Raw genomic sequence first — 23,161 nt, 5'->3', positions numbered from 1 at the left:
CCCGGATTGATCGGTTAGCGCTTGCCCCGCACATGGAGGCATGAATGTCGGTTAGACCCAAGCATGGCGGACCATTGGATGGTATCCGCATCATCGATCTGACCAGCATGGTCTTTGGCCCCTATGCCACGCAAATCATGGCGGACATGGGCGCCGACGTCATCAAGATCGAACCGCCGCAGGGCGATGACACCCGCAACATCTCGCAAGGCCCGGTGCCAGGAATGTCGGGCGTGTTCGTCAACGTCAATCGCGGCAAGCGCAGCGTCGTGCTCGACATGAAAAGCGACGAAGGCAAGGAGGCGCTGACCCGGCTTATCGCCGGGGCAGACGTCTTCATCCACTCGATGCGCGCCAAGGCCATTGGCCGGCTCGGCTTCGATTATGCGTCCGTCGCGGCCATCAGACCCGACATCGTCTACACAAATTGCTACGGGTACAGCCGCCGTGGACCGGATGCCGACAAGCCGGCTTATGACGACACTATCCAGGCCGAATGCGGCATTCCGCATGTCCAGCAGCTGATGACCGGAGAGCCTGGCTTCGTGGCCACCATCATGGCCGACAAGGTCGCCGGGCTGACCGCACTCTATGCAACCATCCTTGCACTGTTCCACCGGGAACGCACCGGCGAGGGGCAGGAAGTGGAGATCGGCATGTTCGAGACGATGGCCAGCTTCATGCTGGTCGAACATGCCAACGGCGCGATGTTCACGCCGCCGCTAGGCCCCGCGCATTATCACCGCGCCGCATCACGCAACCGCAAGCCCTACAGGACGGCCGACGGTTATGTTGCAGCGCTCATTTACAACGACAAGCACTGGAAGCTGTTTACCGAAGCGGTGAAGCCTGCCTGGGCAACGCCCGATATGGCAACTCTGCAGCAGCGCGCAAAGCAGATCGACACGGTCTACAGCCTGCTGGGTGAGACGTTTCTGCAGCGCACGACGGCGGAATGGCTTGAGCTGCTGAACGCGCTCAACATTCCGGCCGCGCCATTGCGCACCACCGATGAGTTGATGGACAATCCGCACCTCAATGCCATCGACTTCTTCGAGACGATCGAGACCGACCAGGGGCCGGTCCGCTATCCGGGCGTTCCGACCTGGTTTTCCAGAACACCCGGAAAGGTCGCCGGCCAGACGCCGCTGGCAGGCGCGCATACTGACGAAGTCCTCGCGGAAATCGGTATGGCCCGGGGCGCGTCGTGAACCAGGCCGTCTTGCCCGGCGCAACAACCGAATGGCGCCGCCATTTCATGCTGCCGGTGGCGGCGATGTTCGGCTATTCGGTCAGCGTTATCCACATCTATGGCATCTATCCCTATATCCTTCCGGTCACCAAGGAGTTTGGCTGGACGCGCGGGCAGTTCACCGGGGCGTTCACCTTTGCGATATTGGTGCAGGCACTGCTGGCCGTCCCGGTGGGTATGCTGGTCGACCGGTTCGGCTCGCGCAGGCTGGGGCTTGCCGGTGTGGTTCTGGTGTGCCTGGGCTTTGCGCTGTTCAGCACATCCTCCGGCAGCCTGACGAACTGGTATCTGATGTGGGGGATCATGACGCTGGTTGCCCTTCCCGTCCAGGCGACGGTGTGGACCAGCGCGGTCGCCACGCGGTTCACCGCGTCACGCGGGACGGCATTTGCCATCACTTTGTGCGGCGCATCGGTCGCGCAATTCGTGTTCCCGCCGCTCGCGACCCGTCTGATCGGCGACTATGGCTGGAGGACCGCATTCGTCTGGCATGGATTGATCTGGATGGCGGTCGTGCTGCCGGTCGTATTCCTCTTCTTCAGAGGCGCGCGCGATGCCGGTCGCACGGCCAAGGCATCACCTTTGCCACGTCCACCTGCGGCGAGCGGCGTCGGCTTCCGCGATGGCCTGCGGTCACCGGTCTATGTCCGATTGTTGTTGGCCAGCCTCTTTTTCACCTTCACCATCGTTGCCCTGAACTACCAGTTCATGCCGATCCTTGCTGGATGGGGGATAGAGCCGACCAGAGCAGCGTGGCTGGCATCGCTGATCGGTCTTTCGTCGGTGGTCGGCAGGCTGGTGACCGGATATCTCATCGACCGCTTCCGCGCTTCGCATGTCGGCGCAATCGTGTTCCTGCTCCCCATTATCGCGGTCCTGATGCTGCTGTTTGGGGAGGATTACGCTCCTGCCCCCGCGCTGGTCGCGATCATGTTGGGGCTGACACTGGGCGCGGAGGTGGATGTCATCGTCTATCTCACCACCCGGTTCTTCGGGCTGAACAGCTTTGGCGCGCTATATGGCGGGCTTCTTGCCGCGCTGTCGATCGGAACTGCCATCGGCCCTCTGGCCGCCTCGCTCATTTTCGACGCGACGGGCCGATATGACCGCTTTTTCTGGCTGGCGATCGCGCTCCTGCTGCTCAGCAGCGCCGCGCTTTTCAGCCTGCCCAAGCCAGCAGATATAGAGGAGGATACCAGTGTTTGAGACGATGATAACGGGCGAGAAGGCCCTGCAGATATGGCTTGCCCTGTTCGTCGTCACCGGGCTGCTGGCCGGGATCTTCACCGGATTCTTCAAGGCCCGCAAGATCCAGCCAAGGGGCTTCAAATGGTCGGTTTTCCGGAACGAGGCGATGTTCGGGACGATCAATCTTGTTGTCTCCACACTGCTGATCGGTGGATCGACGCAGTGGCTGACCGCCAATGGCTGGATCAGCTTCAAAAGTGGCCCGGTGGAATGGTGGGTGATCGCGCTGGAATACGCTGCGTATTTTATCCTGTTCGACACATGGTTCTACTGGCTGCACCGGGGCATGCACAAGGAGCCGTTCTACAGCTGGATCCACAAGCTGCACCACAAGTCCACATCGCCCAACTTGCTGACGACGCTGTCGGTCAACCCGCTGGAATCGCTGATCAACGGCGGATTCGTGCCGTTGTTTACCGCGCTGCTGACAGTGCATGCCGAAACGATGCTGCTGATCGGCCCGACCAACATCATCATGGGGCTGTATGTCCATTCAGGCTATGAACTTTTCCCGCGCTGGTGGAACAAGAGCTGGGCAACAAAGTGGTTCATCACCGCAACCTTCCACGACCAGCACCACAAATACTTCACCGCCAATTTCGGCGGCTATACCACCGTATGGGACCGGCTGTGCGGCACCATGCGTCCCAAGTTCGAGGCGGATTTCGTGAAGATCAAGGACCGACCCGGCACGCCTGACAGAACGGCCACTGCGGAATAAAGGTAGACTCTCAGCCCCAAATGGAGCGGGCGGCCGCCAGCGCATTGTTGCCGCGTCCGCCCATTTCGCTGGCCAGCAGCTTGAGCCTGTAGGTCCACAAATGCAGTGGATGTTCGAGCGTCATCCCCATGCCCCCCATGAACTGGTGCAGATCATACACCACCTGGCGCGCCGACTCCTGCGCGTGGAACGCGGCCAGCGCAGCATCTGCCGGATTAAGGGTAGCACCCGCTCTTATCGCAAGCCAATAGACGCCGTTGGTCCGCACCTTCGCCTCTGCCAGACGGTGCCTCATCCCCTGGAAGCTGGCCAATGGCCGTCCGAACTGGTGCCGCTGCGCCGTATAGGCGCAAACGCTGTCCAGCGCGGCAGCGAGAAGCCCTGCGGATTCCGCAGCCAGCGCGATACGCCAGTGGGTCATGAATACGTCGCTGCCGACATCATGCTCTTCCCGGTCAGAAGGCATTTCCACCAATGTGCCGACGGGGTAGCCATATAGCGCATCAGGTTCAGCGCGGACTTGCGATGCTGTTGCGGTGAAGCTGCTGACGGTGTCCGTGACAACAACCACCGTGGCTCCTGCGCCCAAGAACCGCAAGGGGCGCTGCAATTGGTCACCAGCGACGATGCAAAAAGGCGTCTGTGTATTCAGCTTGAGGATCGGGGCGATGATCGACGCAAGCGCCGCCCTTGTGGCCTGCGGCAATCGTGCCAGTCGTTCGACAACGATTGCAGCCGTCACCATACCCAGATCAGGGTCTGAGGCGACATCCAGAAACCCGCCCTGCTGGAGCTCGCGGTCAAGTGCGCCATCGGTCAAGGAGAAGCCGGTTTCGTGCAGGGACACGCCGGCATAGGGCCGCGTCAGCGATTCCAGCGAATCGAGAATGGCCACCTGATCGGCGTTGAGTGAAAGATCCATCAGCGCGTCTCGCCTGTCATCGGGGTTCGGGTCATCTTGGTTCCCGGGGCAGCTTCAGCACATCGTTGGCGATGATGTTAAGCTGGATTTCTGCAGCTCCGGCGGCAATGCCGGCAACGATGCCGCGCTGGTGGTGCATCTTGAGATAAGGGTGCGCATCGGCAAGCGCCTCGGGCAGATATTCCACAACAAATTCCGCAACGCGACGCTCGGCCATCACCGTGGCAAAGCGTGCCACCGAACTTTCCGGGCCGACCTGCTGACCGCGTGCGCGGGTCGTGACGATGGCATAGCTTGACGTGCGCGCCGCTTCGCACAGGGCAGCACAATGCGCCGCCTCGATCTTCACGGCATCGCTGCTCCAGCCACCGTTCTGCACCAGCACGCTAACTGCCCGATCCAGCGCGGCACGCGCGAGGCTGTAGCGCGGAATGCCCAGGCGTTCGTTGACCAGGCTGTATGCAATGATCTCCCACGCCTGTCCCTCGGCACCGAACAGCGAGTCGGCAGGCACCAGCATGTCGTCGAAGAACACCTCGTGGATGTCGCCCTCGCCGATTAGCGAAGGGATCTGCCGCACGGTGATGCCCGGCGTGTCCATAGGAACCAGCAGGATGGAAATCCCCCGCTTGCGGTCTTCCGATGTCCGGCACAGCAGAAAGCACGTGTCGGCGAGCCCTGCATAGCTGGTCCAAATCTTCTGCCCGGTAACACGGTAATGCTCACCCTCCAGCACCGCGCGGGTGCGAAGCGAGGCAAGGTCGGAACCCGAACCAGGCTCTGAAAAGCCCTGGCACCACAGCGCACGCCCTTCGGCGATGGGCGGCAGGTAACGCTCCTGCTGCGCCTTGCTGCCGTACTTGATCAGCGTGGGGCCGATCCAGTTGATGTTCATGTACTGGCCACCGCGCGGTTCGCCGGCGACCCACATTTCTTCGGCCAGGATCGTCTGGTGCCAGGGATCAAGCCCTTCGCCGCCGATCTCCTTGGGCCAATGCGGAGTCAGCAACCGCTCCTGCGCCAGTTTTCCGCAGAACGTCTCGGCATACCGGGTCAGAACAGGCGATGCGGGACCGTGTTGCGAGAACCGCTCCCAATCCTCGGGAAGCGTTGTTGCGAGGAATGCCTGCAGGCGCTTGCGAAAAGCGTCTTCTTCCGGGGTCCATTCGAAATTCATGCCGCATGGGGTAGCGTGCAGATCGCCACACCAGCAAGGCTTGCAACCCCGTGCCGGCGTAGAGATTGCCGGGGCGATGTCGCAGGGGGCTGGCTTTGCGACCGAAGCCGCGTGGATTATGCCAACCGGTATGGCAAATACGACATTCTGCGCCGCCCTGCCGCTGGCAGACCTGGGCGAAGGCGAGACCAGGCTCGTCACCCTGCAGGGCACCGACGTGCTGCTGTGCAGGGATGAAGGGGCGATATACGCCATTGCAAGCCGCTGCTCGCACCTTGAAGAGCCCCTGGCGTGCGGCAAGGTAAAATGGGGGCGCATCGCCTGCCCCGCGCATGGGGCACGCTTCGATCTTGCCACTGGCGAAGCCTTGAGCAAGCCTGCCACGCTTCCGATCCGCACATTTGCGGTGCGCGTGATCGGCGACATGATCGAGGTGGCGGCATGAGCGCGGCGCTGGAGACGTTGCGGGAGAACGTGCGCACCTGGCTGGCAGGCAATGCGCCGAAAGACTGGCGTGAGGCCGCCACGCATGAGGCCTTCGTGACCGGCCAGCGGCAATGGTTCGGCAAGCTGGTGGCAGCAGGCTATGCCATCCCGCACTGGCCTGCAGGTTGGCAAGGCGGTGGCCGCAGCCTGGCCGAGCAGAAAGTGATCTATGAGGAACTGGCCCGCGCGGACGCCCCGCGGCTGCTTCTATCTTTCGTCTCGACCTATCATGTGTTTGCAACCCTTCAGGAGTGCGGCAACGATGCTCAGCGTGCACGCTATCTTCCCGCCATTCTCGAGGGGGAGACCTGGTGCCAGGGTTTCTCCGAACCGGGGGCAGGATCGGACCTTGCCGCGATCAAGACCCGCGGGGAGCGGCGCGGTGACGTATATGTTGTCAACGGGCAGAAGCTGTGGTCGACCATGGCGCAATATGCGGACAAATGCCTGCTGCTGGTGCGCACCTCGTCCGAAGGCGCAAAGCAGGCCGGGCTGACCTATCTGCTGATGGACATGAAGGCGCCGGGTGTCACCGTGCGGCCCATCCACCAGATTCAGGGCGATGAGGAGTTTGCCGAAATCTTCCTCGACAATGTCGAGGTGCCGCTCGCAGAACGGGTTGGCGAGGAAGGCGCAGGCTGGGCGGTCGCGCAGGCAACCTTGTCATCCGAACGGGGCCTGACGCTGATGGAACTGGGATATCGCATGCGCGGCAGCATGGGCCTGCTCACTGATCTTATCCGCAAATCCGGCAAGGCGGGCGACGCGGGGGTCCTGCGCGAACTCGGCCGGCTGTCGGCGCAGGTCGATGCGACCTGCGCGCTTGCCGACCGGTTCCTGCACAACCGGATCACCGGTGCCGAACAGGTCGGCGATGCCTCGATCGTGAAGAACAGCTATTCGCGCACCCTGCGCGCATGGGCCGACCTGGGCGTGCGTGTCGGCGGGCTTTTGGAACAATATCGCAAGCCGATCACGTTCGGCGATCTCAACACCGGCAACTGGATGGCCGATTTCATGAACAGCTATGCCTGGACCATCGCAGGAGGCAGCGAAGAGGTTCAACGCAACATCATCGCCGAGCGCATGTTGGAAATGCCGCGCGAACCCAAGAGTTGGGTGGCATGAGCATGGACCGCACCGAACTGCGCGACAGCGCGCGCAAGGCGTTTGGGGCATCCAGCGCGACAGGCGATGCAGCAGGCAACTGGGCGAAGCTCAGCGAAATGGGCTGGTTCATGATGACCGTGCCCGAGGCGCAGGGCGGGCTCGGCCTGGGCAGCGAGGCGCACGCCATTATCCATTACGAGCTGGGCCGGGCACTGGTGCCGGGACCGGTGATCGCCCAGATGATGCTGGTCGAGGCGCTGGCCGCGACAGGACAGTCAGACCTGCTGGACCGTGCGATGGCAGGCGGGAAGATGACCGCATCGCTGGCGCTGCCGACCGAGGACGATGTGATCGAGGCGGTCCCCGATGCGGATGTCGCCAGCCATGTCCTGGTGACCCGGCAGGGTGCAATCCGCGTTGTCCCGCTCGACCGATGCACGATCGCTGCCCAGCCAACATGGGACGAGACGCGGCGGCTGTTCGATGTGCGGCCGCCATCCGCCAGCGATGGTGTGGTCATCGCGCATGGGCAAGCCGCAGAGCAACTTCGGACTTCGCTGCTCCTGCAGATGCTGCTGGCCTTGTCTGCGGATTCGCTGGGCGGGGCGGAAGCGGCGCTGGCGATGACGGTCGACTATCTCAAGACACGCCGCCAGTTCGACCGGCCACTGGCGATGTTCCAGGCGCTGAAGCACCGCGTTGCCGACCTCAAGATTGCCCACAGCGCCGCCGAAGCCCTGCTATGGGATCGCGCGGCTGGAAGGCCATCGCTGGCGCTGATGGGTAGCCTGAAGACGCACTGCACCGAAGCGTTCCGGCTGATTGCCGAGGATTGCATCCAGCTGCACGGTGGCATCGGGCTGACGCAGGAGCACCCCTGCCACCTGTTTTTCAAGCGCGCGATGCTGAACTGCGCACTGGGTGGCGACGCCTTCCACTGGGAAGAGATTGCAGGCCGTGCAGTGATGGAGACGACAGGATGAAGAACGGGCTTCTGGTTGCGGTGGCAGTCTCCATGACGGCGTCCCCTTTATGCGGGCAGCAGCAGCAGGACCCTGCGTCTGCCCCGGCACAAGACCCGATGTTCGCCGAACCTTATGTCGACGTCGACGAATGGCGCGCTGCGCCTGTCCGGCACCGTTATGTCCATGGCGGCTTCAAGGGAACCGACATGCGGTTTTCCTTCTATTTTCCGGACAAGGCACAATACCAGAACCGGTTTTTCCAATATGTCACGCCGGTGCCGGACAACGAAAACCTGGCCCAGGCACCGGGCGACGACAAGATCGGCTTCTCGATCAGTTCGGGCGCCTATTTCATCGAGACTAACGGCGGCGGCACCAGTACGATCGCCGGCCCCGCATTCAGACCTGACCCTACCATCGGGGCGTTCCGCGCCAACGCGGCCGCCGCGATATTCTCTCGCACCCTTGCAGCGCAGATGTATGGCCCGCATCGCACCTATGGCTATCTTTATGGCGGCAGTGGCGGCGGATACCGGACCCTCGGCAGCATGGAAAACACAGTCGGGGTATGGGACGGTGCCGTCCCATTCGTGCTGGGAACTCCAATGGCCGCGCCGAATGTCTTTGCAGTGCGCATGCACGCGATGCGTATCCTGGAAGACCGGCTGGCGCAGATCGCCGATGCCATGGACGTGGGCGGTAGCGGTGATCCCTATGCGGGGCTGAACGCAGAGGAAGCGGGTGCACTGCGCGAGGTCACGAGAATGGGATTTCCGCTCAAAAGCTGGTTCGGCCACAAGACCATGGGAGTGCATGCGTTTACTGCGCTGTATCAAGGCATGGTGATGGCGGACCCAGGCTATTTCAGCGATTTCTGGACCAAGCCGGGGTATCTGGGATTCGATCGGCCCGAAGCCTTCAAGAATGCGCGTCTGCAGTTCGATACCACGGTGGAGCAACCGCTGGGGGAAGAAGCAGCCGTCGCGCGCGGCGTTCCCGATGTCCGCATTCCCGGGACGTCGCGGGGAACGGCGGAACTGGCATGGCAATCGGCAGTGAAGGACGGATCTGCGCGCCCTGTTGCCATTGCCTTGCGCGACACGCCGCCGGGCGTCGACTTCCTGGGCGGCGATCTCGTGATTCTGTCCGGCGAAGCCGCGGGCCAGCGGCTGGCGCTGCGCGCTATCAAAGGCAATATCGTGACCCTGGGCGTCGTCGACAGCAAGACATTGGCAAGGCTGAAGCCGGGCGATGCAGTGCGGATCGACAACAGCAATTTTCTTGCCGCGCAGACCTACCACCGGCACCAAGTGCCTGGTCCGGAATACCCTGTCTGGGATCAGTTTCGGCGTCCAGACGGCCAGCCGGTCTATCCCCAGCGACCGGTCAATCTTGGCCCCCTGTTTGCGATGGGGGCAGCCGGCACGGTTCCGACCGGCAAGTTCAATGGCAAAATCATCGTGGTTGGCGCGACGCTGGACCGGGAGGCGTTCGCCTGGCAATCGGACTGGTACCGCCAGCGATTCGAACAGATTTACGGTGCGGATGCAGGCAACAGGTACCGGTTGTGGTTCGCCGAGAATGCCCTGCATGGTGCCAGCGAGTGGGAAGGTGCACCAACCAGAGTCATCAATTACACGCCACTGCTGCAGCAGGCTCTGCGTGATGTGGCCGCGTGGGTCGAGCGCGGCGTTCCGCCACCCGCCAACAGCGGGTACCGCGTCGATGACGGGCAGGTAATCTTGGCCGGGAACGCCAGCGATCGCAAAGGTATTCAACCGATCGTGACGCTCCGTATCGGAGGTGCAGACAAGGCTTATGTCAAAACCGGCGAGCCATTCGAACTGGTCGCAGAGATAGAGGTTCCGCCAGGCGCCGGCAAAATCGTAGACGCTTCGTGGGAATTTGAAGGCACGGGCCGCTTTGTTTCAGCTAATTTGACAGACACGCCCAGCGCAAAGATGCAGATTAGGAAGCAATGGCATTATGATACGCCGGGCACCTTTTTCGTGACATTGAAGGTTGAATCCGAGCGAGATGGTAATGCGTCTTCCACGTACGCTCGCATTCCCAATCTGAGCCGCGCGCGCGTGATCGTGTCGCCTTGAAAGCTTTTTCACATCGCCAGGTTCGCTGGTCTGGCGATTGGATAGCCTAGGTGTCCAAGGCATCGGTCGAGGACCTTCGAATCCTCTCTCCCCGACCATTTATTCCAGCATCGATATAGAGCCGGAAATCGCGGTAGCTTGATCCAGCAAAAAGGGCGCTGCCCTTGCCGGGACAGCACCCTTCATCGCCATCATCTTTTGATCTTGTCCAACTTCAGACCGCCCAAGAGCCCTCAGTGGGTCCTGAGCTTGCCGAAATGGGTTTCGAGCAGCGCCTGCATCTTGTCCGATGCATCACGCACCGCAGTTTCAGTCTGCCCTGCATTGCCCTTCACTGTCACCGGTTTGCCGCCCTCAGGGCGCGCTTCCAGGGTGCACACGATATCATCGCTACCGCCGCGCGGGCCGTTGACATCGGCAAGGTGGATTTCGACCCGGCTGAGCCTGCTGGCGAACCGGTTGAGCCGCGATGTCACGATCTCCTCCGCCTGCGCGGCCAGGTCCTCGTCACCGGTGATACGGTTGTCGGTATTGAACTGAATCAGCATCTGGGCTCACCTTACCTTCCTGGAACGCTCGAGAACGGGGCGATGCCCTTCGGCGTCCAGCGCGCCCATCGGCGGGTTGTGGGCGCCGAGTTCGGCGATGCGCCCCTCTCCAGCGGTGTCGGTCTGGTGCTGCAGATATTCGGCGTTTTCCGCGGAATCGGCTTGCTGCTTGAGGTCGAGGGCCTTTTCCGACAATTCGGACTGGCCCGGCGGGGCTTTTTCGGTTTTCTTGCTCATGCCGCATTTACGCGCGGCAAGCCGCAGAAGTTCCTGCAAAACCTCTGTCAACCAAGCGGTTAGGCTATGGACCGTGGCGTTCCGGCGCGGTGCTCAGGCGCCTGGTGCGATCACCCCGTAGAGGTCGTGCTCGTCGGCATCCTCGACCAGCACATCGACGAAAGACCCGGGCGCAAGGCCCTCTGGCACGTCGCGCAGATAGACATGGCCGTCGATCTCGGGCGCATCGGCCTGCGAACGCCCAGTGGCCCCGACCGAGCCGTCTTCCTCGTCAGGCTCGCCGACTTCGTCGATGATCACGGGCAGCGTGCGGCCGACCTTAGCGGCAAGCTTTGCGGCACTGATCGCGGCGGTCTTTTCCATCAGCCGCTGGTAACGCTCTTCCTTGACCTCTTCGGGCACCGGATCGGACAGGTCATTGGCGGCAGCGCCCTCCACCGGCTCGAAGCGGAAGCCGCCGACGCGGTCGAGTTGCGCTTCGTCCAGCCAGTCGAGCAGATACTGGAAGTCTGCCTCGGTCTCGCCGGGAAAGCCGACAACGAACGACGAGCGGATGGTGATATCGGGCGCGATGGTGCGCCACGCCTTGATCCGGTCGAGCACCTTGGCCTCGTTCGCCGGGCGCTTCATCCGCTTGAGCACCGCAGGGGCTGCGTGCTGGAACGGGATATCAAGATAGGGGGTGAGCAGACCTTCGGCCATCAGCGGGATGACATGGTCGACATGCGGGTACGGGTAGACATAATGCAGCCTCACCCAGGGCGCCTTGCCCTCCGGGGTCCGCAGGCCGCCGAGCTCGCGCGCAAGATCGGTCATGTGCGCACGCACCGGACGCCCCTTCCAGTCGCGCGGTTCGTGCCGGGTATCGACGCCATAGGCCGAGGTATCCTGGCTGATCACCAGCAGCTCGCGGGTTCCTGCCGCGACCAGCTTTTCCGCCTCGCGCAGCACCGCATCAATTCGGCGGCTGACGAGGTCGCCGCGCAAGGACGGGATAATGCAGAACGAGCAGCGGTGGTTGCAGCCTTCGGAAATCTTCAGATAGCTATAGTGGCGCGGTGTCAGCTTGATGCCGCCTTCCGGGACCAGATCAATGAAAGCGCCGCGCGCAGGCGGAGCGGCATCGTGGACGGCCTGGACGACATCCTCATACTGATGCGCGCCGGTGACCGCGAGCACATCGGGGAAGCGCGCGCGGATGACATCGGCCTCGTTGCCCATGCAGCCGGTGACGATGACGCGGCCGTTCTCGGCCATCGCCTCGCCGATTGCCTCAAGGCTCTCCTCCTTGGCGCTGTCGAGAAAGCCGCAGGTGTTGACCAGCACGACATCGGCGCCCGCGTAATCGGCGGACATCTGATAGCCCTCGGCGCGCAGCTTGGTTAGGATGCGTTCGGAATCGACCAGCGCCTTGGGGCAGCCAAGCGAGACCATGCCGACTTTCGGCGGGGCGGGAATAGTGATGGGGGTGGTCATGATGGCTGCGGCAGATAGGCGTTTGGCGGCGATTTGTCATCGGAGAAGTGCAGCACCGCCGCCGGTACCCGCACAGCTGCGGTTTCAGTCCTCGACGAACAGCACGCGCCCGACCGCCCATGCCGCGATTGCGCCGGCAAACTGCATGACGACGAACATCGGCACATCGGCAGGGGCAATGCCTGCAAAGCTGTTCGACAGCGACCGTGCCACCGCAATCGCGGGGTTGGCAAAGCTGGTCGAGCTGGTGAACCAATAGCCTGCCACGATATACAGCGCGACAGCGGCTGGCACGTTGTCCGGCCGGTATCGCACACTCCCCAGGATCGTCAGCAACAGGCCGAAGGTCGCGACGAACTCGCCGGTCCAGTTGCCGATCCCGGCGCGCGTTTTGAGAGACATCTGCAGGATCGGCAGGTCGAACATCAGATGGGTCACGAAGATGCCGATGATCCCGCCGGTCAACTGCATGACGACGAACGCCAGCGCCTCGCGCGTGCCGATCTCTCCGCGCAGCCGCATCACCAATGTCACCGCCGGGTTGAAGTGCGCGCCTGAAACCGGGCCGAAAATGGTGATCAGCACATACAGAATCGCGCCGGTGGCCAGCGTGTTGCCGAGCAGCGCGATGGCGACATTGCCCCCGGACAGCGCCTCGGCCATGATCCCGGATCCGACGACACAAGCAAACAACAGCCCGGACCCGAGCCCTTCTGCAATGAGCCTGCGCCCCTGTCGCCCCATGGTCACTCCCCTCGAATCGTCGCCCCGCGATTGGGGCAACGCTGGAGCGATTGCCCCTCGGCTGCAAGCGCGAAGCGCTGCGAAGATCATGCTAAACTTTTTCTGAACCTTTCTGCCCCAGACTTGGCACGATGTTCCTGCGCCCCGGATTCTTGCCCGTTCTGGCCTGTGCTGCTGCCCTGACCATCGCCTCCCCGCAATCGGAGGCGCAGGAGCCGCTGCTGCAATGCGTGCCCTATGCGCGGCAGGTGAGCGGAATCCAGATCTATGGCGACGCGCACAGCTGGTGGCAGCAGGCCGACGGTCGCTATGCCAAGGGACAGCGCCCCGCGCCCGGCGCGGTGATGGCGTTCAAGCCGCATCGCGCGATGCAGCTGGGCCATGTCGCGGCGGTGAGCAAGGTCATCGATTCGCGCCGCGTGTTGCTCGATCACGCCAACTGGTCGCCGATCAACGGCCGCAAGGGCCAGATCGAACGCGACGTTCTGGCCGAGGACGTGTCTGCCGCGAACGACTGGAGCGAAGTGAGGGTGTGGTACACGCCGATCGGCGGGCTGGGCACGACGCGATATCCGGTGCATGGGTTCATCTATCCGCAGGGCCGCGCGCCCCGGCAGCTGCAGACGCCGCCGGTGCAGATCGCCTCGAACGTTGAAGCAACCCGCGAACTTTCGCGCGACGAGCGCAAGGCGCAACGCAAGGCCGAGCGGCTCGCCGAAAAGGAAGCGCGCAAGAAGCTCAAGCAGATCGAAAAGCAGCGCCGAGACTATGCGCGCTATCTCAAGCAGCAGGACAAGGCTCGGCGCGAGACCGTGCGCATGTCACCGCCGCCGCTTCCCGCTCCGCAGGCCGATCCGATCGGCGACCTGATCGGCAGGATTGGCGGCTAGCTCAGCCTGCCTTGGCGACCGGAGCGTCGTCGCCCAGATCCTTGTACCAGGCTTCCACCGGGCCGCTCAGTTTGAGCGTCAGCGGCTGTCCCTTGCGGTCCATGGTCTTGCCGGCCTGGACGCGAATCCAGCCTTCGGAGATCGAGTATTCCTCGACATTGTTCTTCTCGACGCCCTTGAAGCGGATGCCGATGCCGCGCGCGAGCAGATCGCCGTCGAAATGCGGGCTGCGTGGGCTGATCGCCAGACGATCGGGCGGCACATCGCCGCTGGCCGCTGCTGCGGGGGTGGTCTGTTCGGCGGTTTCGGGCGTCTCGGTCATCGCGTGTGTCCAGTCATCATGGGCTTTGCGCGCCCATAGCCAGCCCTAGCGCACATCGCAATAGACCTGCCGGATGATCCCCTGGTCGAGGAGGACGCGGAACAGCGATGCGGCGCTGGCGGGGGTCGAAAGATTGGTGATCTGGCCCCGGTCGTCCACCGCGGCGCTCGCCTGCACCAGCCGCCCGATCGCCACAGGATCGGTGGTGAGCACCCGGCCACGGCGCGGCGTGGATGCGGCGTTGACCCCGACCACCCTACCCTGTTCGTCAAAGGTCGGCCCGCCGCTGATCCCGCCCAGCGCACCATCGGTCGGAGGCAAGCGGTCGCCTTCGGCCCAGGCGAGGATCGGTTCGGCAACTCCGCCAGGGCCACCGCGTTGCGCAAAGGTCTGGCCGATATAGCGCGACACAACGACCGAAGGTTCGCCTGCCGGAAATCCCATATGATAGCCCAGCGCACCCTCTTCGGGCAGATCCTCGGTCAGCGCCAGAGCGAAGCGCGCCTGCGGACCCTGGCGTATCACCGAGACATCGGCCTCGGCGCTTTCGAGGACATCGACCAGCGGATCGATCGCTCCATCGGAGACCATCCCCAACCGGTCGCACCCGTGCGTGACATGCTGCGCGGTCAGCCAGGTCCCGTCGCCATCCACCGCAAAGGCCGTGCCTTGGCTGTCCTGCTGCGGGCCGGGATCGGCAATGACGAAACTCTCGCCGATCTCTGGCATTGGGCGGCGCGGGTTGCGCGGATCAAATTGCTCGACCACCAGCTCGCCGTCCTGCCACTGCGGATCATCACCGCTGAACCAGATCCACAGCAGCACGCCCCCCAACACCCAGGGCAGGCAGCCGCGGCGATTGCTGGTGCGCTTGCTGCTCATGAACACTCCGGATTGTGGGAACCAATGGCGGCATCGCGCATACTCCCAAGGCTAGTGGTTGGGCCACCGGAATCAAGTGCGACGCGACGCTTGCTGGCTCAAAGTCATGTCCAGAGATTCTCATGTCTTCGATGATGACCTAAATGAACAGATGATAACGGTGTTATTAATCAGCCATTCATGTCATCACTTGTGACAAAATTAGACTGTGACAAATCGGCAACGCGTTATCCACATTATCAAATTACTTGGAACCGGGATCACATCCGTTGGTTTGGCAAGCGTCTGAATTAAAAACGCAAGGACGCGAACATATGACTACCCCCATCAAGTTTTCCGCAGTTTCTGCCATCGCCATTGCGATGCTGGCAACCCCTGCCTTCGCCCAGACCGTCAAGGAAGATACCGATTTCGACGGCGTCTATGTCGGCGGCCATTTCGGTTATTCGGCGCAGTCGAGCGATCGCCGTGAGGGCGTGGTGTTCGACACCAACGTCGATGGAGATTTCGGTGACGGAGTGTTTACCACCTCGGGCGCCAACGCATTCGCACCTGGCTTCTGCAAGGGCGCGGCTCAGGCCAACAACGCGGCTGGCGGCTGCCGTCAGGACCAGAACGGCATCGAGTATGGCGTTCGCATCGGCGCCGACAAGCGTTTTGGCAACTTCGTGCTCGGCGCACTGGTCGAAGGCAGCCGTTCGGAAGCCAAGGATTTCACCACCGCATTCAGCAGCACCCCTGCCAACTACACCTTCACGCGTGAACTCGATTACGCCGTGTCTGCCCGTGCCCGCGCAGGCTACACCCCCGGCGGCGGCATCCTGTTCTATGCAACCGGCGGCGCGAGCTATGGTCGCATCGAAAACAGCTTCCAGACCTCGAACGGCGCCAACTCCTTCACGCCGCGCAACGGCAAGGATTGGGCATGGGGCTGGCAGGCCGGTGGCGGCGTCGAAGCCAAGATCGCTCCAAACATGAGCATTGGTCTGGAATATCTCTACAACACCTACACCAACGACGATTACGTCGTGAACGTCGGTCCGGGCACCGCGCCTGCGACCAACCCGTTCCTGCTGGTGTCGGGCCAGACCGACATGCGACGCAGCGATCCGAACTTCGATTTCCACTCGGTCCGCGTCACCACCGCATTCCGTTTCTAATCAGCGGACGATCCTCGCGGATGTGAATTTGCGATGATCCGAAACCTGGCGGGGCGCCCAACGGCGCTCCGCCATTTTTTTATCCGGCGACCGCTGCTGCGTTGAGGCAGGCCAATGCGATCTTGGTCATCGCCAGAAAGGTCGCCGCAGCCACTTCGTTCTCCTCGATCCGTTTCGACAGGTTTCCGATCAGCAGATCGACCGCGCGAAAGGCGATGAGCTGGAGGATCAGCGTGACGCTGCCCCAGATCAGCACGTCCCAGACGTTCACCGAGGCAGCCAGGCAGAACGCCAGCGGCAGCGCGAGGCCGATCGCCGCGCCGCCAAAGGACACGGCCGCCGCCATATTGCCTTCGCGGATCAGTGCGAATTCGCGATGCGGGGTGATCCAGACATACAGCGCCAGCGCCGCGGCCCAGGCCAGCGTCGCCGATCCCAGATGCAGCATGAAGATGGGCAGCCCGGCAAACAGGCTCTGGATTACGGGGGCAGGATCGGTCATGGCGCGAACTGTTGACCCGAAACCGCCGGGCGATCAAGCCTCAACGCCTTGCCCCTGCCAAACTGACCGAGTGCCTCCATGTCCATCTGCATCCTGATCCCCGATGATGCCGACCTCAGCCGGTATGACGACTGGCGTGATCAGGCACGGCAGATAGAGCCGTTGCTGGCGCGCCACGGCAAGTCCGTCGAATGGCGCGCATGGACCGATACGCGGCCGCTGGCGCATGATCTGGTACTCCCGCTGATGGCGTGGGGCTATCATCGCGATCTGCCACGCTGGCATGCGCAGCTCGACAGCTGGCACGGCACACGCTTTCTGAATCCGCTCGAGATACTGCGCTGGAATACCGACAAGCGCTATCTGCTCGAACTCGCTCGCAAGGGCGTCGCCATCGTTCCGACCCGGTTCCATGAGGCGCTGGACGAAGCCGCGCTGGCCGAGGCGCGCAGCCATTTCGCGATCGGCGAGATCGTCATCAAGCCGCCGGTGTCGGCAGGATCTGACCATACCTGGCTGCTGCGCGACGGCGCGCCCTGTCCTGCAGAGGCGCTGGGCCGCACGATGCTGGTGCAGCCAATGATGCCGTGCATCACCAGCGATGGCGAGCTGTCGCTGTTCTACCTGGCGGGAACCCTTGCGCATGCCATCGTCAAGCGCCCCGCCAACGGCGATTTTCGCGTACAGGGGCAGTTCGGCGGGATTTCAACCGCGATCGATCCCCCGGCGGCGGCTCAAACCTTGGCCGCGCAGACCATCGCGGCGGTCGATGGCGATGTGCTCTACGCCCGCGTCGACATGGTCGGCGATGGGCATGGAGGCTATGTGCTGATGGAAATCGAGCTCATTGAACCCTGGCTGTCGCTCGATCGGACCGCCGATGGCGGCGAGGCCTTTGCCGCAGCGATCGCGGCGGCCTGCGCCGCCCCGGCCAGCCACGGTTAAGGTCCGCACCGCCATGCGCGGCTCCGACCTCCAACAGGATACGGCTCCATGACCCTGCCCCTCATTTCTGCACTGATGCTGCTTGCAGCCGCGCAAACCGCATCCGGCGAAGGCGTCGTCCCGCCAGGCGGGCAACCGGCACAGCCCGAGCAGCCGGCGCAGCCCGTCGTGGCAGGACAATCCGGCGAGGCGCCCGCGCAGCCTGCGGGACCCGCAGCTCCGGCGTTCGTGGCGCCGCTCAACGACGAGGCCCGGTTCGAGGCGTGCATGGACATGGCCACCGACGATCCGGCGAGCGGAATCGTCGCGGCGAATGAATGGCTGATCGGCGGGGGCGGCTATTTCGCGCGGCACTGCCTGGGCTTTGCCTATGCCAAGGACGGGCGCTGGGGGGCCGCTGCCGACGCGTTCGTCGCCGCCGCACGCGATGCGGAGCGCGCGCGCGACAACCGCGCTGCGAACCTGTGGACCCAGGCGGGCAACGCCGCGCTCGCCTCGGGTGACGCAGCGCTCGCGCTTACTTATTTCGATGCAGCGATGGCGCGAGGGGTAAGCGAGGGGCTTTTGCTCGGCGAACTGCATCTCGACCGCGCCCGCGCCCTGGTGGTGGCAGGCAAGGCCGAGGAAGCCGAAGCCGCTTTTGCCGAGGCGCACCGGCTGGTGCCCGAAGATCCGCTCGCCTGGTTGCTGTCGGCGACGCTGGCGCGCAGACAGGGCAAGCTCGACCGTGCGCAGGCCGATATCGACATCGCCGCGCGCCTCGCCCCGCGCGATCCCGAAGTGGCGCTGGAGGCGGGCAACATCGCTGCGAGCGCGGGCAAATACGACATCGCCCGGCGCAACTGGACGCAGGCGATCGATATCCGCCCCGACGGCCCGATCGCCAAGACCGCGCGCAACCATCTGACCCAACTCGACGACGCGGAAACTGGGGCCAAGGGCGCCGAGCCAGCCAAGGCGCAGTAAGGACCAGTCACCTCCCCTCCCGCAAGCGGGAGGGGAGAGATTGCCCCAATCAATCCAGGTAGAAGTCCACCGTGGTGACCACGCGGACCTTCTTGTAGGGCGTATCGCTCACGCCCCAGCCGCCGCCGGTGTCGCCATCGCGCGATTCGACCGAGAAATAGCCCTGGGTCGCGCTCTTGATCCCGCCCACGCCGGTGCCGCTGTCCTGAGCGAACTGTTCGGCAGAGGCCCGCGCATCCTTGGTCGCTTCGGCCACCATCTTGGGCTTGATGTCGTTGAGCTTGGTGAAGCTGTAGGCCATGCCTGAGCCTTCCTCGAGCACCACGCCACGCTTGATCAGGTCGAACTGCCGCTTGACCGCCGCCTGTGCCTTCTTGATGTCGTTGGTCCGCAGCGAAAGGCGCTGGCGGATGGTGTAGGTGGTGGTGCCGTAGTTGTTCTGGAACTGCGAGACGTTCGCGCCGGTCGGTTGCAGCGCATCGCCATCAAAGCCCAGATCGGTGAAGAAGCCGCGCAGCGCCTTGGTGTCGGCATCGATATCGTCCTGCGCTGCAGCCAGATTGTCCGCCTGCGCCGAATAGGCGATGGTCCAGGTGGCAAGATCTGCGGTCACATCCTTCTCGGCAAGCCCGCGCACCGTGACCGAGCGATCGGCCTGCTTGGCGCGGAGCAGTCCATCGCCCAGCAGATAGCCGCCTGCGACCATTCCCAACGCCAGGATTCCGGCCCCTGCCAGCAGCACGGTGTTCGCCACCCAGCCGCGTTTGCCCGCGCCGTCCGATTCCCCGCCCTCAACCATTCCCATTGTCCTTTCAATGCCACACGCACCGCCTATATTCGGCAGGTAACCCACCTCACGGCACGACCCATCGATTAGCGTTGCTGCGATGAACCGTGTCTTAACTGCGATGAATTGAGTAGAGTATAATGACGAAATATCTGCACACCATGATCCGAGTCACTGATCCGGAGGCCACCGTCCGGTTTTTCGAGCTGATCGGCCTGAAAGAAACCAAGCGGTTCGACAGCGAGCAGGGCCGGTTCACGCTGATCTTTCTCGCGGCGCCCGGGCAGGAAGGCGTGGCCGAGGTCGAGCTGACCCATAACTGGGACCCGGAGGTGTACACCGGCGGGCGCAATTTCGGGCATCTGGCCTATCGCGTCGAGAACATCTACGAAACCTGCCAGCGGCTGATGGACGCAGGTGTGACGATTAACCGCCCTCCGCGCGATGGCCATATGGCCTTCGTTCGCAGCCCCGACGGCATTTCGGTCGAACTGCTGCAGGAAGGGCATCTGCCGCCTGCCGAACCCTGGGCCTCGATGCCCAACACCGGTGCGTGGTAACGGTCTGGCAACGATGCTGGATCGAGTGTAAACTGACGCCCGGAGTCAGGGGGCGAATGAAAGGATAACGGACGTGCGTACACTTCCAGTTGCACTCGCTCTGGCGGCTATCATCGGCTCGGCGCCGCTGCTCGCTGCTGACAGCCGCCAGGACGAACTGCGCGAGAACACGCTCGCTGCTATCGCCGGGCTGGATGAGCGTGGCCAGAAGATCGCGCGAAATTATCTCAAAGATCGCGTCGCAGGCAAGCCGGTCAGCTGCGTTCCGCGCATGCGGCTCCGCCGCTCGGCGGCTGCCAGCGATGATGTGCTGATGTACGACGACGGCGCGGTCGTTTATGTCAACACGCCGTATCTTGGCTGTCCGCGCGCGCGGGACAATGTGCTGATATCGGTTTCGCCCAGCGCGCAGATGTGCTCGGGCGACATCATCCAAGTGGCCGATGTTCAGGTCGGAATCCCGCTGGCCAGTTGCACGCTCAACCAGTTCGTCCCGTTCCGCAAACCGAAGACAGGCGGCTGACCCGCATACCGCGGGCGCTCAGCCCTTATAGCCGAACGCGTCCCTCGCCATGGCGACCAACACAGGATCGGCGTCTGGCAGGTCCTTCGGCACGCTGGCATCCAGCCGGTCGGCCAGATAGGTCAAAGCGGCGATGCGCGCGGCTTTCTTGTTGTTTCCGTCGAACACCGCCCAGGGTGCCCAGCGCGTGTCAGTCTGCTTGAACATGGCGTGGATTGCCGCGAGATACTCATCGCGCTTGGCGCGGTTGCGAAAGTCTTCCTGCGTCACCTTCCAGCGCTTTTCGGGAACCGACAGGCGGTCGGCGAGCCGTTTGTCCTGGGTCGCCTGGGTGACATGCAGAAACATCTTGATGACCGTGGTGCCGCCATCGACCTGCTGCGCCTCGAACTCGTTGATCTCGTCATAGCCGCGCTTCCAGTCGCGCTCGCTGCAGAAGCCCTCGACCCGTTCGACCAGCACACGGCCGTACCAGGACCGGTCGAACACGCACACCTCGCGGCTGCCGGGCAGCTTCTGCCAGAATCGCCACAGGAAGTGTCTGTCACGCTCATAGGGTGTCGGTGCGCTGATCGGCCAGACCTGGAAGTAACGCGGATCCCATTCGGCGGTCATCCGCTTGATGATGCCGCCCTTGCCCGCCGCATCCCAACCTTCCAGAACGATGATCGCGCGGCGGCCGTGGACGATGTGCCGGGCGTGTGCGTGCGACAGCCGCTCCTGCAGCCCTTTGAGCACTTCGGCATAATCACCGTCGTACGATGCGCCCTTTTCGTAATCGGAAAGCTGGATGCTCATGGACGGCTCCCTGAAAGTCTGTCTTCGCGCGTGGCGTAATCGGCTTCGGCGGCACGGCGCGCGCCGATCCGGTCGAAGGCGGCGACAATCGCGCGCTCGCGCGGCAGCAATGTCTGCGCCTGACGGTAGCGCACCAGCGCTTCATCCAGATCTCCGCGCTGCTCGGCGCACAGCGCCAGGTTGAACACGACCGAGCTTTGGCCCGGCACTTCGCCATCCAGCGCCTGCCAGATATCGCATGCACCCTGGGGGTTGCGCGCGGTGGCCTTGAGCGCATCGCGGAAGCGGCTGGACTGGTCCTTGTCGAGCCCCTTGCGCACCTCGAGCACGCGGATGACATCGCTGCGATAAACCGGCGCGATGTCCAGCCGGACCTCGGCCACGGCGTTGCCGATAAGCGCCGATACGGTGTCCTCGACGCTGCGCGCCGCAGCACGATCGGGGCACCAGACGATCTGGTCGCGCTCCTGCAACTGACGCTGATAGACGATTGCGCCATCATCGACCCGCGCCATGCGCAGCGACGGGTTGAATGTGACGATGCGGCGCTGGCAGCGGATCTTCTGGTTTTCCTCGCGCACGCATTTGTCGTTGTCGTCGCGCTCGACGCAGACCTTTCGGTCCTCCTCTACCGGCTGGTTCTGCACCGCGGCATTGGCGATTCCCGACAGGATAGCATCGGCAGGCGCACTCGATCGCTCGGCCACCACGCGGAAATAGGGTTGGCCGTAGATCGCGAGCTCGGCCAGCATGCCTTCCAGCGCAAACGACAGTTCACGCCCGTCCCTGCCACCGAAGCGTTCCACCACCAGCGATCCGACCCCGGCCGCCGCGGGCGAGCGCGCAGGGTACAGCCCTTCCACCGTGAGCGTTTCGGCCGAGGCGGGCACGGCTGCAAATCCGCTCGCCAGCGCCATTGCTGCAGCCAATGCCCGCGCCGTGACCCCGCGTGAATGCTTACCCCGTTTCACGACACCCCCCATCGCTCGCCATTCCCACTCGTGCATCGATTCCGCTGAAATGTAACATGTTTCTGGGCCAAGTCATGGCCCAATGCTGTGCGCTTCATCACCGCCTTCTGTGTCAGGCAGGGATGCAGCGGACGCCATAGTCCGGAAATTTCGCATCGTCGGTGATGACAACCGCACGCTCGGCAAGGGCCTGAGCGATGATCAGATGATCGAATGGGTCGCGATGATGCAATGGCATGGCTTTGAGCACGCGGAGATGCGCAGGTTTCAGATCAACCATCGCGATGCCCTGATCGAGCAGCGCCTCCATGATGGCAGCACCGCTGTCATCCATCTTGCCGACCCGGTGCTTGACCGAGATCTCCCACGGCGTTGCCAGGCTGACGAGCACCTGGTTGGCCGAATCGGCGATTAACGCGCGCGCGGGTGCACCCAGTCTGGGATTGTCCTGCAGCCACCACAGCAGAATATGGGTGTCGAGCATCAGACGCATCGTCGCAAGCCTTGTCTAGTCGGCAGGCCAGAACTCGTCGTCGTCCTTGCCCTCCATGGCATCGATCAGCCATTGCGGGGTTTCACAGAAATCATCCGTCATCCGGATCTGCCCCCGCAGCGCGCCCGGCTGACGGGGCTTTTTCAGCGGCACGAATTCGCTCACCGGGGGCAGCGAGGGCGCGGCAACGAAGGTCTGCGGCATTTCACGCACTCCGGCTGGCGGCGCCCCGGCAGGAGCATTGCCCGAAGCGACGCCCTGCAGATACGCCTTGACCATGGCCGACAGCGACGTGCCCAGTTCGGCGGCGCGGATTCGCGCCAGCCGATGGGTCTCGTCATCCAGAGCGATGGTCACATTCTTCATGA

Annotated in this window: 27 protein-coding genes; 13 read left to right on the top strand and 14 right to left on the bottom strand. The window is 63.3% G+C overall.

Annotated features, from left to right (window positions below):
• Positions 1–44: 44 nt before the first annotated feature.
• Genes B5J99_RS12840 through B5J99_RS12830 form a run of 3 tightly spaced genes read left to right on the top strand, consistent with a single transcriptional unit; the run spans position 45 to position 3,221 of the window.
• A complete protein-coding gene (locus B5J99_RS12840) occupies positions 45–1,211 on the top strand; it encodes a CaiB/BaiF CoA transferase family protein (RefSeq protein WP_069049798.1) in 1,167 nt (388 codons plus the stop codon).
• A complete protein-coding gene (locus tag B5J99_RS12835; RefSeq protein ID WP_245991616.1) occupies positions 1,208–2,458 on the top strand; it encodes an MFS transporter in 1,251 nt (416 codons plus the stop codon). The genes B5J99_RS12840 and B5J99_RS12835 overlap by 4 nt, the downstream gene beginning before the upstream one ends.
• On the top strand, positions 2,451–3,221 hold the full coding sequence (locus B5J99_RS12830; RefSeq protein WP_245991615.1) for a sterol desaturase family protein: 771 nt from the start codon (positions 2,451–2,453) through the stop codon (positions 3,219–3,221). The genes B5J99_RS12835 and B5J99_RS12830 overlap by 8 nt, the downstream gene beginning before the upstream one ends.
• A gap of 10 nt (positions 3,222–3,231) precedes the next feature.
• On the opposite strand, the gene B5J99_RS12825 is transcribed toward B5J99_RS12830, so the two are convergent.
• Both B5J99_RS12825 and B5J99_RS12820 read right to left on the bottom strand, forming a co-directional pair.
• The gene (locus B5J99_RS12825) at positions 3,232–4,143 is read right to left on the bottom strand and encodes an acyl-CoA dehydrogenase family protein (protein WP_117352592.1); all 912 of its coding nucleotides are present in this window, start codon (positions 4,141–4,143) and stop codon (positions 3,232–3,234) included.
• Positions 4,144–4,174: 31 nt separating this feature from the next.
• Entirely contained in the window at positions 4,175–5,320 is a 1,146-nt protein-coding gene (locus B5J99_RS12820) for an acyl-CoA dehydrogenase family protein (RefSeq protein WP_117352591.1), read from the bottom strand.
• Positions 5,321–5,450: 130 nt separating this feature from the next.
• Between B5J99_RS12820 and B5J99_RS12815 the strand changes: the two genes are divergently transcribed.
• From B5J99_RS12815 to B5J99_RS12800, 4 genes are read left to right on the top strand one after another with little or no spacing between them, the layout of a single operon-like run.
• Positions 5,451–5,765, top strand: a complete 315-nt coding sequence (locus B5J99_RS12815; RefSeq protein WP_117353499.1) for a Rieske (2Fe-2S) protein — start codon at positions 5,451–5,453, stop codon at positions 5,763–5,765.
• Entirely contained in the window at positions 5,762–6,934 is a 1,173-nt protein-coding gene (locus B5J99_RS12810) for an acyl-CoA dehydrogenase family protein (RefSeq protein ID WP_117352590.1), read from the top strand. Before B5J99_RS12815 ends, B5J99_RS12810 begins: the two co-directional genes overlap by 4 nt.
• On the top strand, positions 6,931–7,899 hold the full coding sequence (locus B5J99_RS12805) for an acyl-CoA dehydrogenase family protein (protein ID WP_117352589.1): 969 nt from the start codon (positions 6,931–6,933) through the stop codon (positions 7,897–7,899). The genes B5J99_RS12810 and B5J99_RS12805 overlap by 4 nt, the downstream gene beginning before the upstream one ends.
• Complete coding sequence (locus tag B5J99_RS12800) at positions 7,896–9,989, top strand: hypothetical protein (protein WP_211337824.1); 2,094 nt, start codon at positions 7,896–7,898, stop codon at positions 9,987–9,989. Before B5J99_RS12805 ends, B5J99_RS12800 begins: the two co-directional genes overlap by 4 nt.
• 233 nt (positions 9,990–10,222) lie before the next feature.
• Here B5J99_RS12800 and B5J99_RS12795 read toward each other — a convergent pair whose 3' ends face one another.
• The 4 genes from B5J99_RS12795 to B5J99_RS12780 all read right to left on the bottom strand — a co-directional run bounded on the left by B5J99_RS12795 (position 10,223) and on the right by B5J99_RS12780 (position 12,994).
• Positions 10,223–10,537, bottom strand: coding sequence for an HPF/RaiA family ribosome-associated protein (locus B5J99_RS12795; protein WP_117352588.1), 315 nt, complete (start codon positions 10,535–10,537; stop codon positions 10,223–10,225).
• Positions 10,538–10,543: 6 nt separating this feature from the next.
• Entirely contained in the window at positions 10,544–10,813 is a 270-nt protein-coding gene (locus tag B5J99_RS12790) for a hypothetical protein (protein WP_211337823.1), read from the bottom strand.
• 54 nt (positions 10,814–10,867) lie between these two features.
• On the bottom strand, positions 10,868–12,250 hold the full coding sequence (rimO, locus tag B5J99_RS12785) for a 30S ribosomal protein S12 methylthiotransferase RimO (protein ID WP_117352586.1): 1,383 nt from the start codon (positions 12,248–12,250) through the stop codon (positions 10,868–10,870).
• 84 nt (positions 12,251–12,334) lie between these two features.
• Positions 12,335–12,994, bottom strand: coding sequence for an aquaporin (locus B5J99_RS12780; protein WP_054133040.1), 660 nt, complete (start codon positions 12,992–12,994; stop codon positions 12,335–12,337).
• 131 nt (positions 12,995–13,125) lie between these two features.
• Between B5J99_RS12780 and B5J99_RS12775 the strand changes: the two genes are divergently transcribed.
• A complete protein-coding gene (locus tag B5J99_RS12775; RefSeq protein ID WP_117352585.1) occupies positions 13,126–13,884 on the top strand; it encodes a CHAP domain-containing protein in 759 nt (252 codons plus the stop codon).
• Position 13,885: 1 nt separating this feature from the next.
• On the opposite strand, the gene B5J99_RS12770 is transcribed toward B5J99_RS12775, so the two are convergent.
• Both B5J99_RS12770 and B5J99_RS12765 read right to left on the bottom strand, forming a co-directional pair.
• Positions 13,886–14,206 (bottom strand): DUF3297 family protein, encoded by a 321-nt coding sequence (locus B5J99_RS12770; protein WP_054133042.1) that lies wholly within the window; start codon positions 14,204–14,206, stop codon positions 13,886–13,888.
• A gap of 45 nt (positions 14,207–14,251) precedes the next feature.
• On the bottom strand, positions 14,252–15,088 hold the full coding sequence (locus B5J99_RS12765; RefSeq protein WP_117352584.1) for a S1 family peptidase: 837 nt from the start codon (positions 15,086–15,088) through the stop codon (positions 14,252–14,254).
• A 314-nt stretch (positions 15,089–15,402) separates the two neighbouring features.
• Between B5J99_RS12765 and B5J99_RS12760 the strand changes: the two genes are divergently transcribed.
• The gene (locus tag B5J99_RS12760; protein ID WP_054133044.1) at positions 15,403–16,248 is read left to right on the top strand and encodes an outer membrane protein; all 846 of its coding nucleotides are present in this window, start codon (positions 15,403–15,405) and stop codon (positions 16,246–16,248) included.
• Positions 16,249–16,327: 79 nt separating this feature from the next.
• On the opposite strand, the gene B5J99_RS12755 is transcribed toward B5J99_RS12760, so the two are convergent.
• Positions 16,328–16,750: a DUF350 domain-containing protein gene (locus B5J99_RS12755; RefSeq protein ID WP_054133045.1), complete on the bottom strand. Its 423-nt coding sequence runs from the start codon at positions 16,748–16,750 to the stop codon at positions 16,328–16,330.
• A gap of 78 nt (positions 16,751–16,828) precedes the next feature.
• On the opposite strand from B5J99_RS12755, the gene B5J99_RS12750 reads away from it, so the two are divergent.
• Positions 16,829–17,695 (top strand): ATP-grasp domain-containing protein, encoded by an 867-nt coding sequence (locus B5J99_RS12750; protein ID WP_117352583.1) that lies wholly within the window; start codon positions 16,829–16,831, stop codon positions 17,693–17,695.
• Positions 17,696–17,743: 48 nt separating this feature from the next.
• Positions 17,744–18,661, top strand: coding sequence for a tetratricopeptide repeat protein (locus B5J99_RS12745; protein ID WP_117352582.1), 918 nt, complete (start codon positions 17,744–17,746; stop codon positions 18,659–18,661).
• A 49-nt stretch (positions 18,662–18,710) separates the two neighbouring features.
• Here B5J99_RS12745 and B5J99_RS12740 read toward each other — a convergent pair whose 3' ends face one another.
• Positions 18,711–19,460, bottom strand: a complete 750-nt coding sequence (locus B5J99_RS12740; protein WP_117352581.1) for an SIMPL domain-containing protein — start codon at positions 19,458–19,460, stop codon at positions 18,711–18,713.
• A 128-nt stretch (positions 19,461–19,588) separates the two neighbouring features.
• Here B5J99_RS12740 and B5J99_RS12735 point away from each other — a divergent pair, with 128 nt between their 5' ends.
• Complete coding sequence (locus B5J99_RS12735) at positions 19,589–20,008, top strand: VOC family protein (protein WP_054133048.1); 420 nt, start codon at positions 19,589–19,591, stop codon at positions 20,006–20,008.
• A 73-nt stretch (positions 20,009–20,081) separates the two neighbouring features.
• Positions 20,082–20,531, top strand: coding sequence for a hypothetical protein (locus B5J99_RS12730; protein WP_117352580.1), 450 nt, complete (start codon positions 20,082–20,084; stop codon positions 20,529–20,531).
• A gap of 18 nt (positions 20,532–20,549) precedes the next feature.
• On the opposite strand, the gene B5J99_RS12725 is transcribed toward B5J99_RS12730, so the two are convergent.
• The 4 genes from B5J99_RS12725 to B5J99_RS12710 all read right to left on the bottom strand — a co-directional run bounded on the left by B5J99_RS12725 (position 20,550) and on the right by B5J99_RS12710 (position 23,159).
• The gene (locus B5J99_RS12725; protein ID WP_117352579.1) at positions 20,550–21,329 is read right to left on the bottom strand and encodes a polyphosphate kinase 2 family protein; all 780 of its coding nucleotides are present in this window, start codon (positions 21,327–21,329) and stop codon (positions 20,550–20,552) included.
• Positions 21,326–22,300, bottom strand: coding sequence for a hypothetical protein (locus B5J99_RS12720; RefSeq protein WP_162892592.1), 975 nt, complete (start codon positions 22,298–22,300; stop codon positions 21,326–21,328). Before B5J99_RS12720 ends, B5J99_RS12725 begins: the two co-directional genes overlap by 4 nt.
• Positions 22,301–22,412: 112 nt before the next feature.
• Positions 22,413–22,793, bottom strand: coding sequence for a type II toxin-antitoxin system VapC family toxin (locus tag B5J99_RS12715; RefSeq protein WP_054133052.1), 381 nt, complete (start codon positions 22,791–22,793; stop codon positions 22,413–22,415).
• 15 nt (positions 22,794–22,808) lie between these two features.
• Entirely contained in the window at positions 22,809–23,159 is a 351-nt protein-coding gene (locus tag B5J99_RS12710) for a ribbon-helix-helix domain-containing protein (protein WP_117352577.1), read from the bottom strand.
• Positions 23,160–23,161: the final 2 nt, after the last annotated feature.

Origin of the sequence: Blastomonas fulva (assembly GCF_003431825.1) — a bacterium.
Classification (GTDB): domain Bacteria; phylum Pseudomonadota; class Alphaproteobacteria; order Sphingomonadales; family Sphingomonadaceae; genus Blastomonas; species Blastomonas fulva.
The sequence above is the reverse complement of the archived record's forward strand: the minus strand, read 5'-3'. Positions and strand labels throughout refer to the sequence as shown.

Excerpts from the sequence above, each read along its gene's own strand:
- B5J99_RS12735 (WP_054133048.1), top strand. The coding sequence starts at position 19,589 with ATGACGAAATATCTGCACACCATGATCCGAGTCACTGATCCGGAGGCC.
- B5J99_RS12795 (WP_117352588.1), bottom strand. The coding sequence starts at position 10,537 with ATGCTGATTCAGTTCAATACCGACAACCGTATCACCGGTGACGAGGAC.
- B5J99_RS12760 (WP_054133044.1), top strand. The coding sequence starts at position 15,403 with ATGACTACCCCCATCAAGTTTTCCGCAGTTTCTGCCATCGCCATTGCG.
- B5J99_RS12725 (WP_117352579.1), bottom strand. The coding sequence starts at position 21,329 with ATGAGCATCCAGCTTTCCGATTACGAAAAGGGCGCATCGTACGACGGT.
- B5J99_RS12775 (WP_117352585.1), top strand. The coding sequence starts at position 13,126 with ATGTTCCTGCGCCCCGGATTCTTGCCCGTTCTGGCCTGTGCTGCTGCC.
- B5J99_RS12780 (WP_054133040.1), bottom strand. The coding sequence starts at position 12,994 with ATGGGGCGACAGGGGCGCAGGCTCATTGCAGAAGGGCTCGGGTCCGGG.
- B5J99_RS12815 (WP_117353499.1), top strand. The coding sequence starts at position 5,451 with ATGGCAAATACGACATTCTGCGCCGCCCTGCCGCTGGCAGACCTGGGC.
- B5J99_RS12710 (WP_117352577.1), bottom strand. The coding sequence starts at position 23,159 with ATGAAGAATGTGACCATCGCTCTGGATGACGAGACCCATCGGCTGGCG.
- B5J99_RS12715 (WP_054133052.1), bottom strand. The coding sequence starts at position 22,793 with ATGCGTCTGATGCTCGACACCCATATTCTGCTGTGGTGGCTGCAGGAC.
- B5J99_RS12810 (WP_117352590.1), top strand. The coding sequence starts at position 5,762 with ATGAGCGCGGCGCTGGAGACGTTGCGGGAGAACGTGCGCACCTGGCTG.
- B5J99_RS12745 (WP_117352582.1), top strand. The coding sequence starts at position 17,744 with ATGACCCTGCCCCTCATTTCTGCACTGATGCTGCTTGCAGCCGCGCAA.
- B5J99_RS12800 (WP_211337824.1), top strand. The coding sequence starts at position 7,896 with ATGAAGAACGGGCTTCTGGTTGCGGTGGCAGTCTCCATGACGGCGTCC.
- B5J99_RS12740 (WP_117352581.1), bottom strand. The coding sequence starts at position 19,460 with ATGGTTGAGGGCGGGGAATCGGACGGCGCGGGCAAACGCGGCTGGGTG.
- B5J99_RS12750 (WP_117352583.1), top strand. The coding sequence starts at position 16,829 with ATGTCCATCTGCATCCTGATCCCCGATGATGCCGACCTCAGCCGGTAT.
- B5J99_RS12755 (WP_054133045.1), bottom strand. The coding sequence starts at position 16,750 with ATGACCGATCCTGCCCCCGTAATCCAGAGCCTGTTTGCCGGGCTGCCC.
- B5J99_RS12825 (WP_117352592.1), bottom strand. The coding sequence starts at position 4,143 with ATGGATCTTTCACTCAACGCCGATCAGGTGGCCATTCTCGATTCGCTG.
- rimO (WP_117352586.1), bottom strand. The coding sequence starts at position 12,250 with ATGACCACCCCCATCACTATTCCCGCCCCGCCGAAAGTCGGCATGGTC.
- B5J99_RS12805 (WP_117352589.1), top strand. The coding sequence starts at position 6,931 with ATGAGCATGGACCGCACCGAACTGCGCGACAGCGCGCGCAAGGCGTTT.
- B5J99_RS12820 (WP_117352591.1), bottom strand. The coding sequence starts at position 5,320 with ATGAATTTCGAATGGACCCCGGAAGAAGACGCTTTTCGCAAGCGCCTG.
- B5J99_RS12770 (WP_054133042.1), bottom strand. The coding sequence starts at position 14,206 with ATGACCGAGACGCCCGAAACCGCCGAACAGACCACCCCCGCAGCAGCG.
- B5J99_RS12840 (WP_069049798.1), top strand. The coding sequence starts at position 45 with ATGTCGGTTAGACCCAAGCATGGCGGACCATTGGATGGTATCCGCATC.
- B5J99_RS12765 (WP_117352584.1), bottom strand. The coding sequence starts at position 15,088 with ATGAGCAGCAAGCGCACCAGCAATCGCCGCGGCTGCCTGCCCTGGGTG.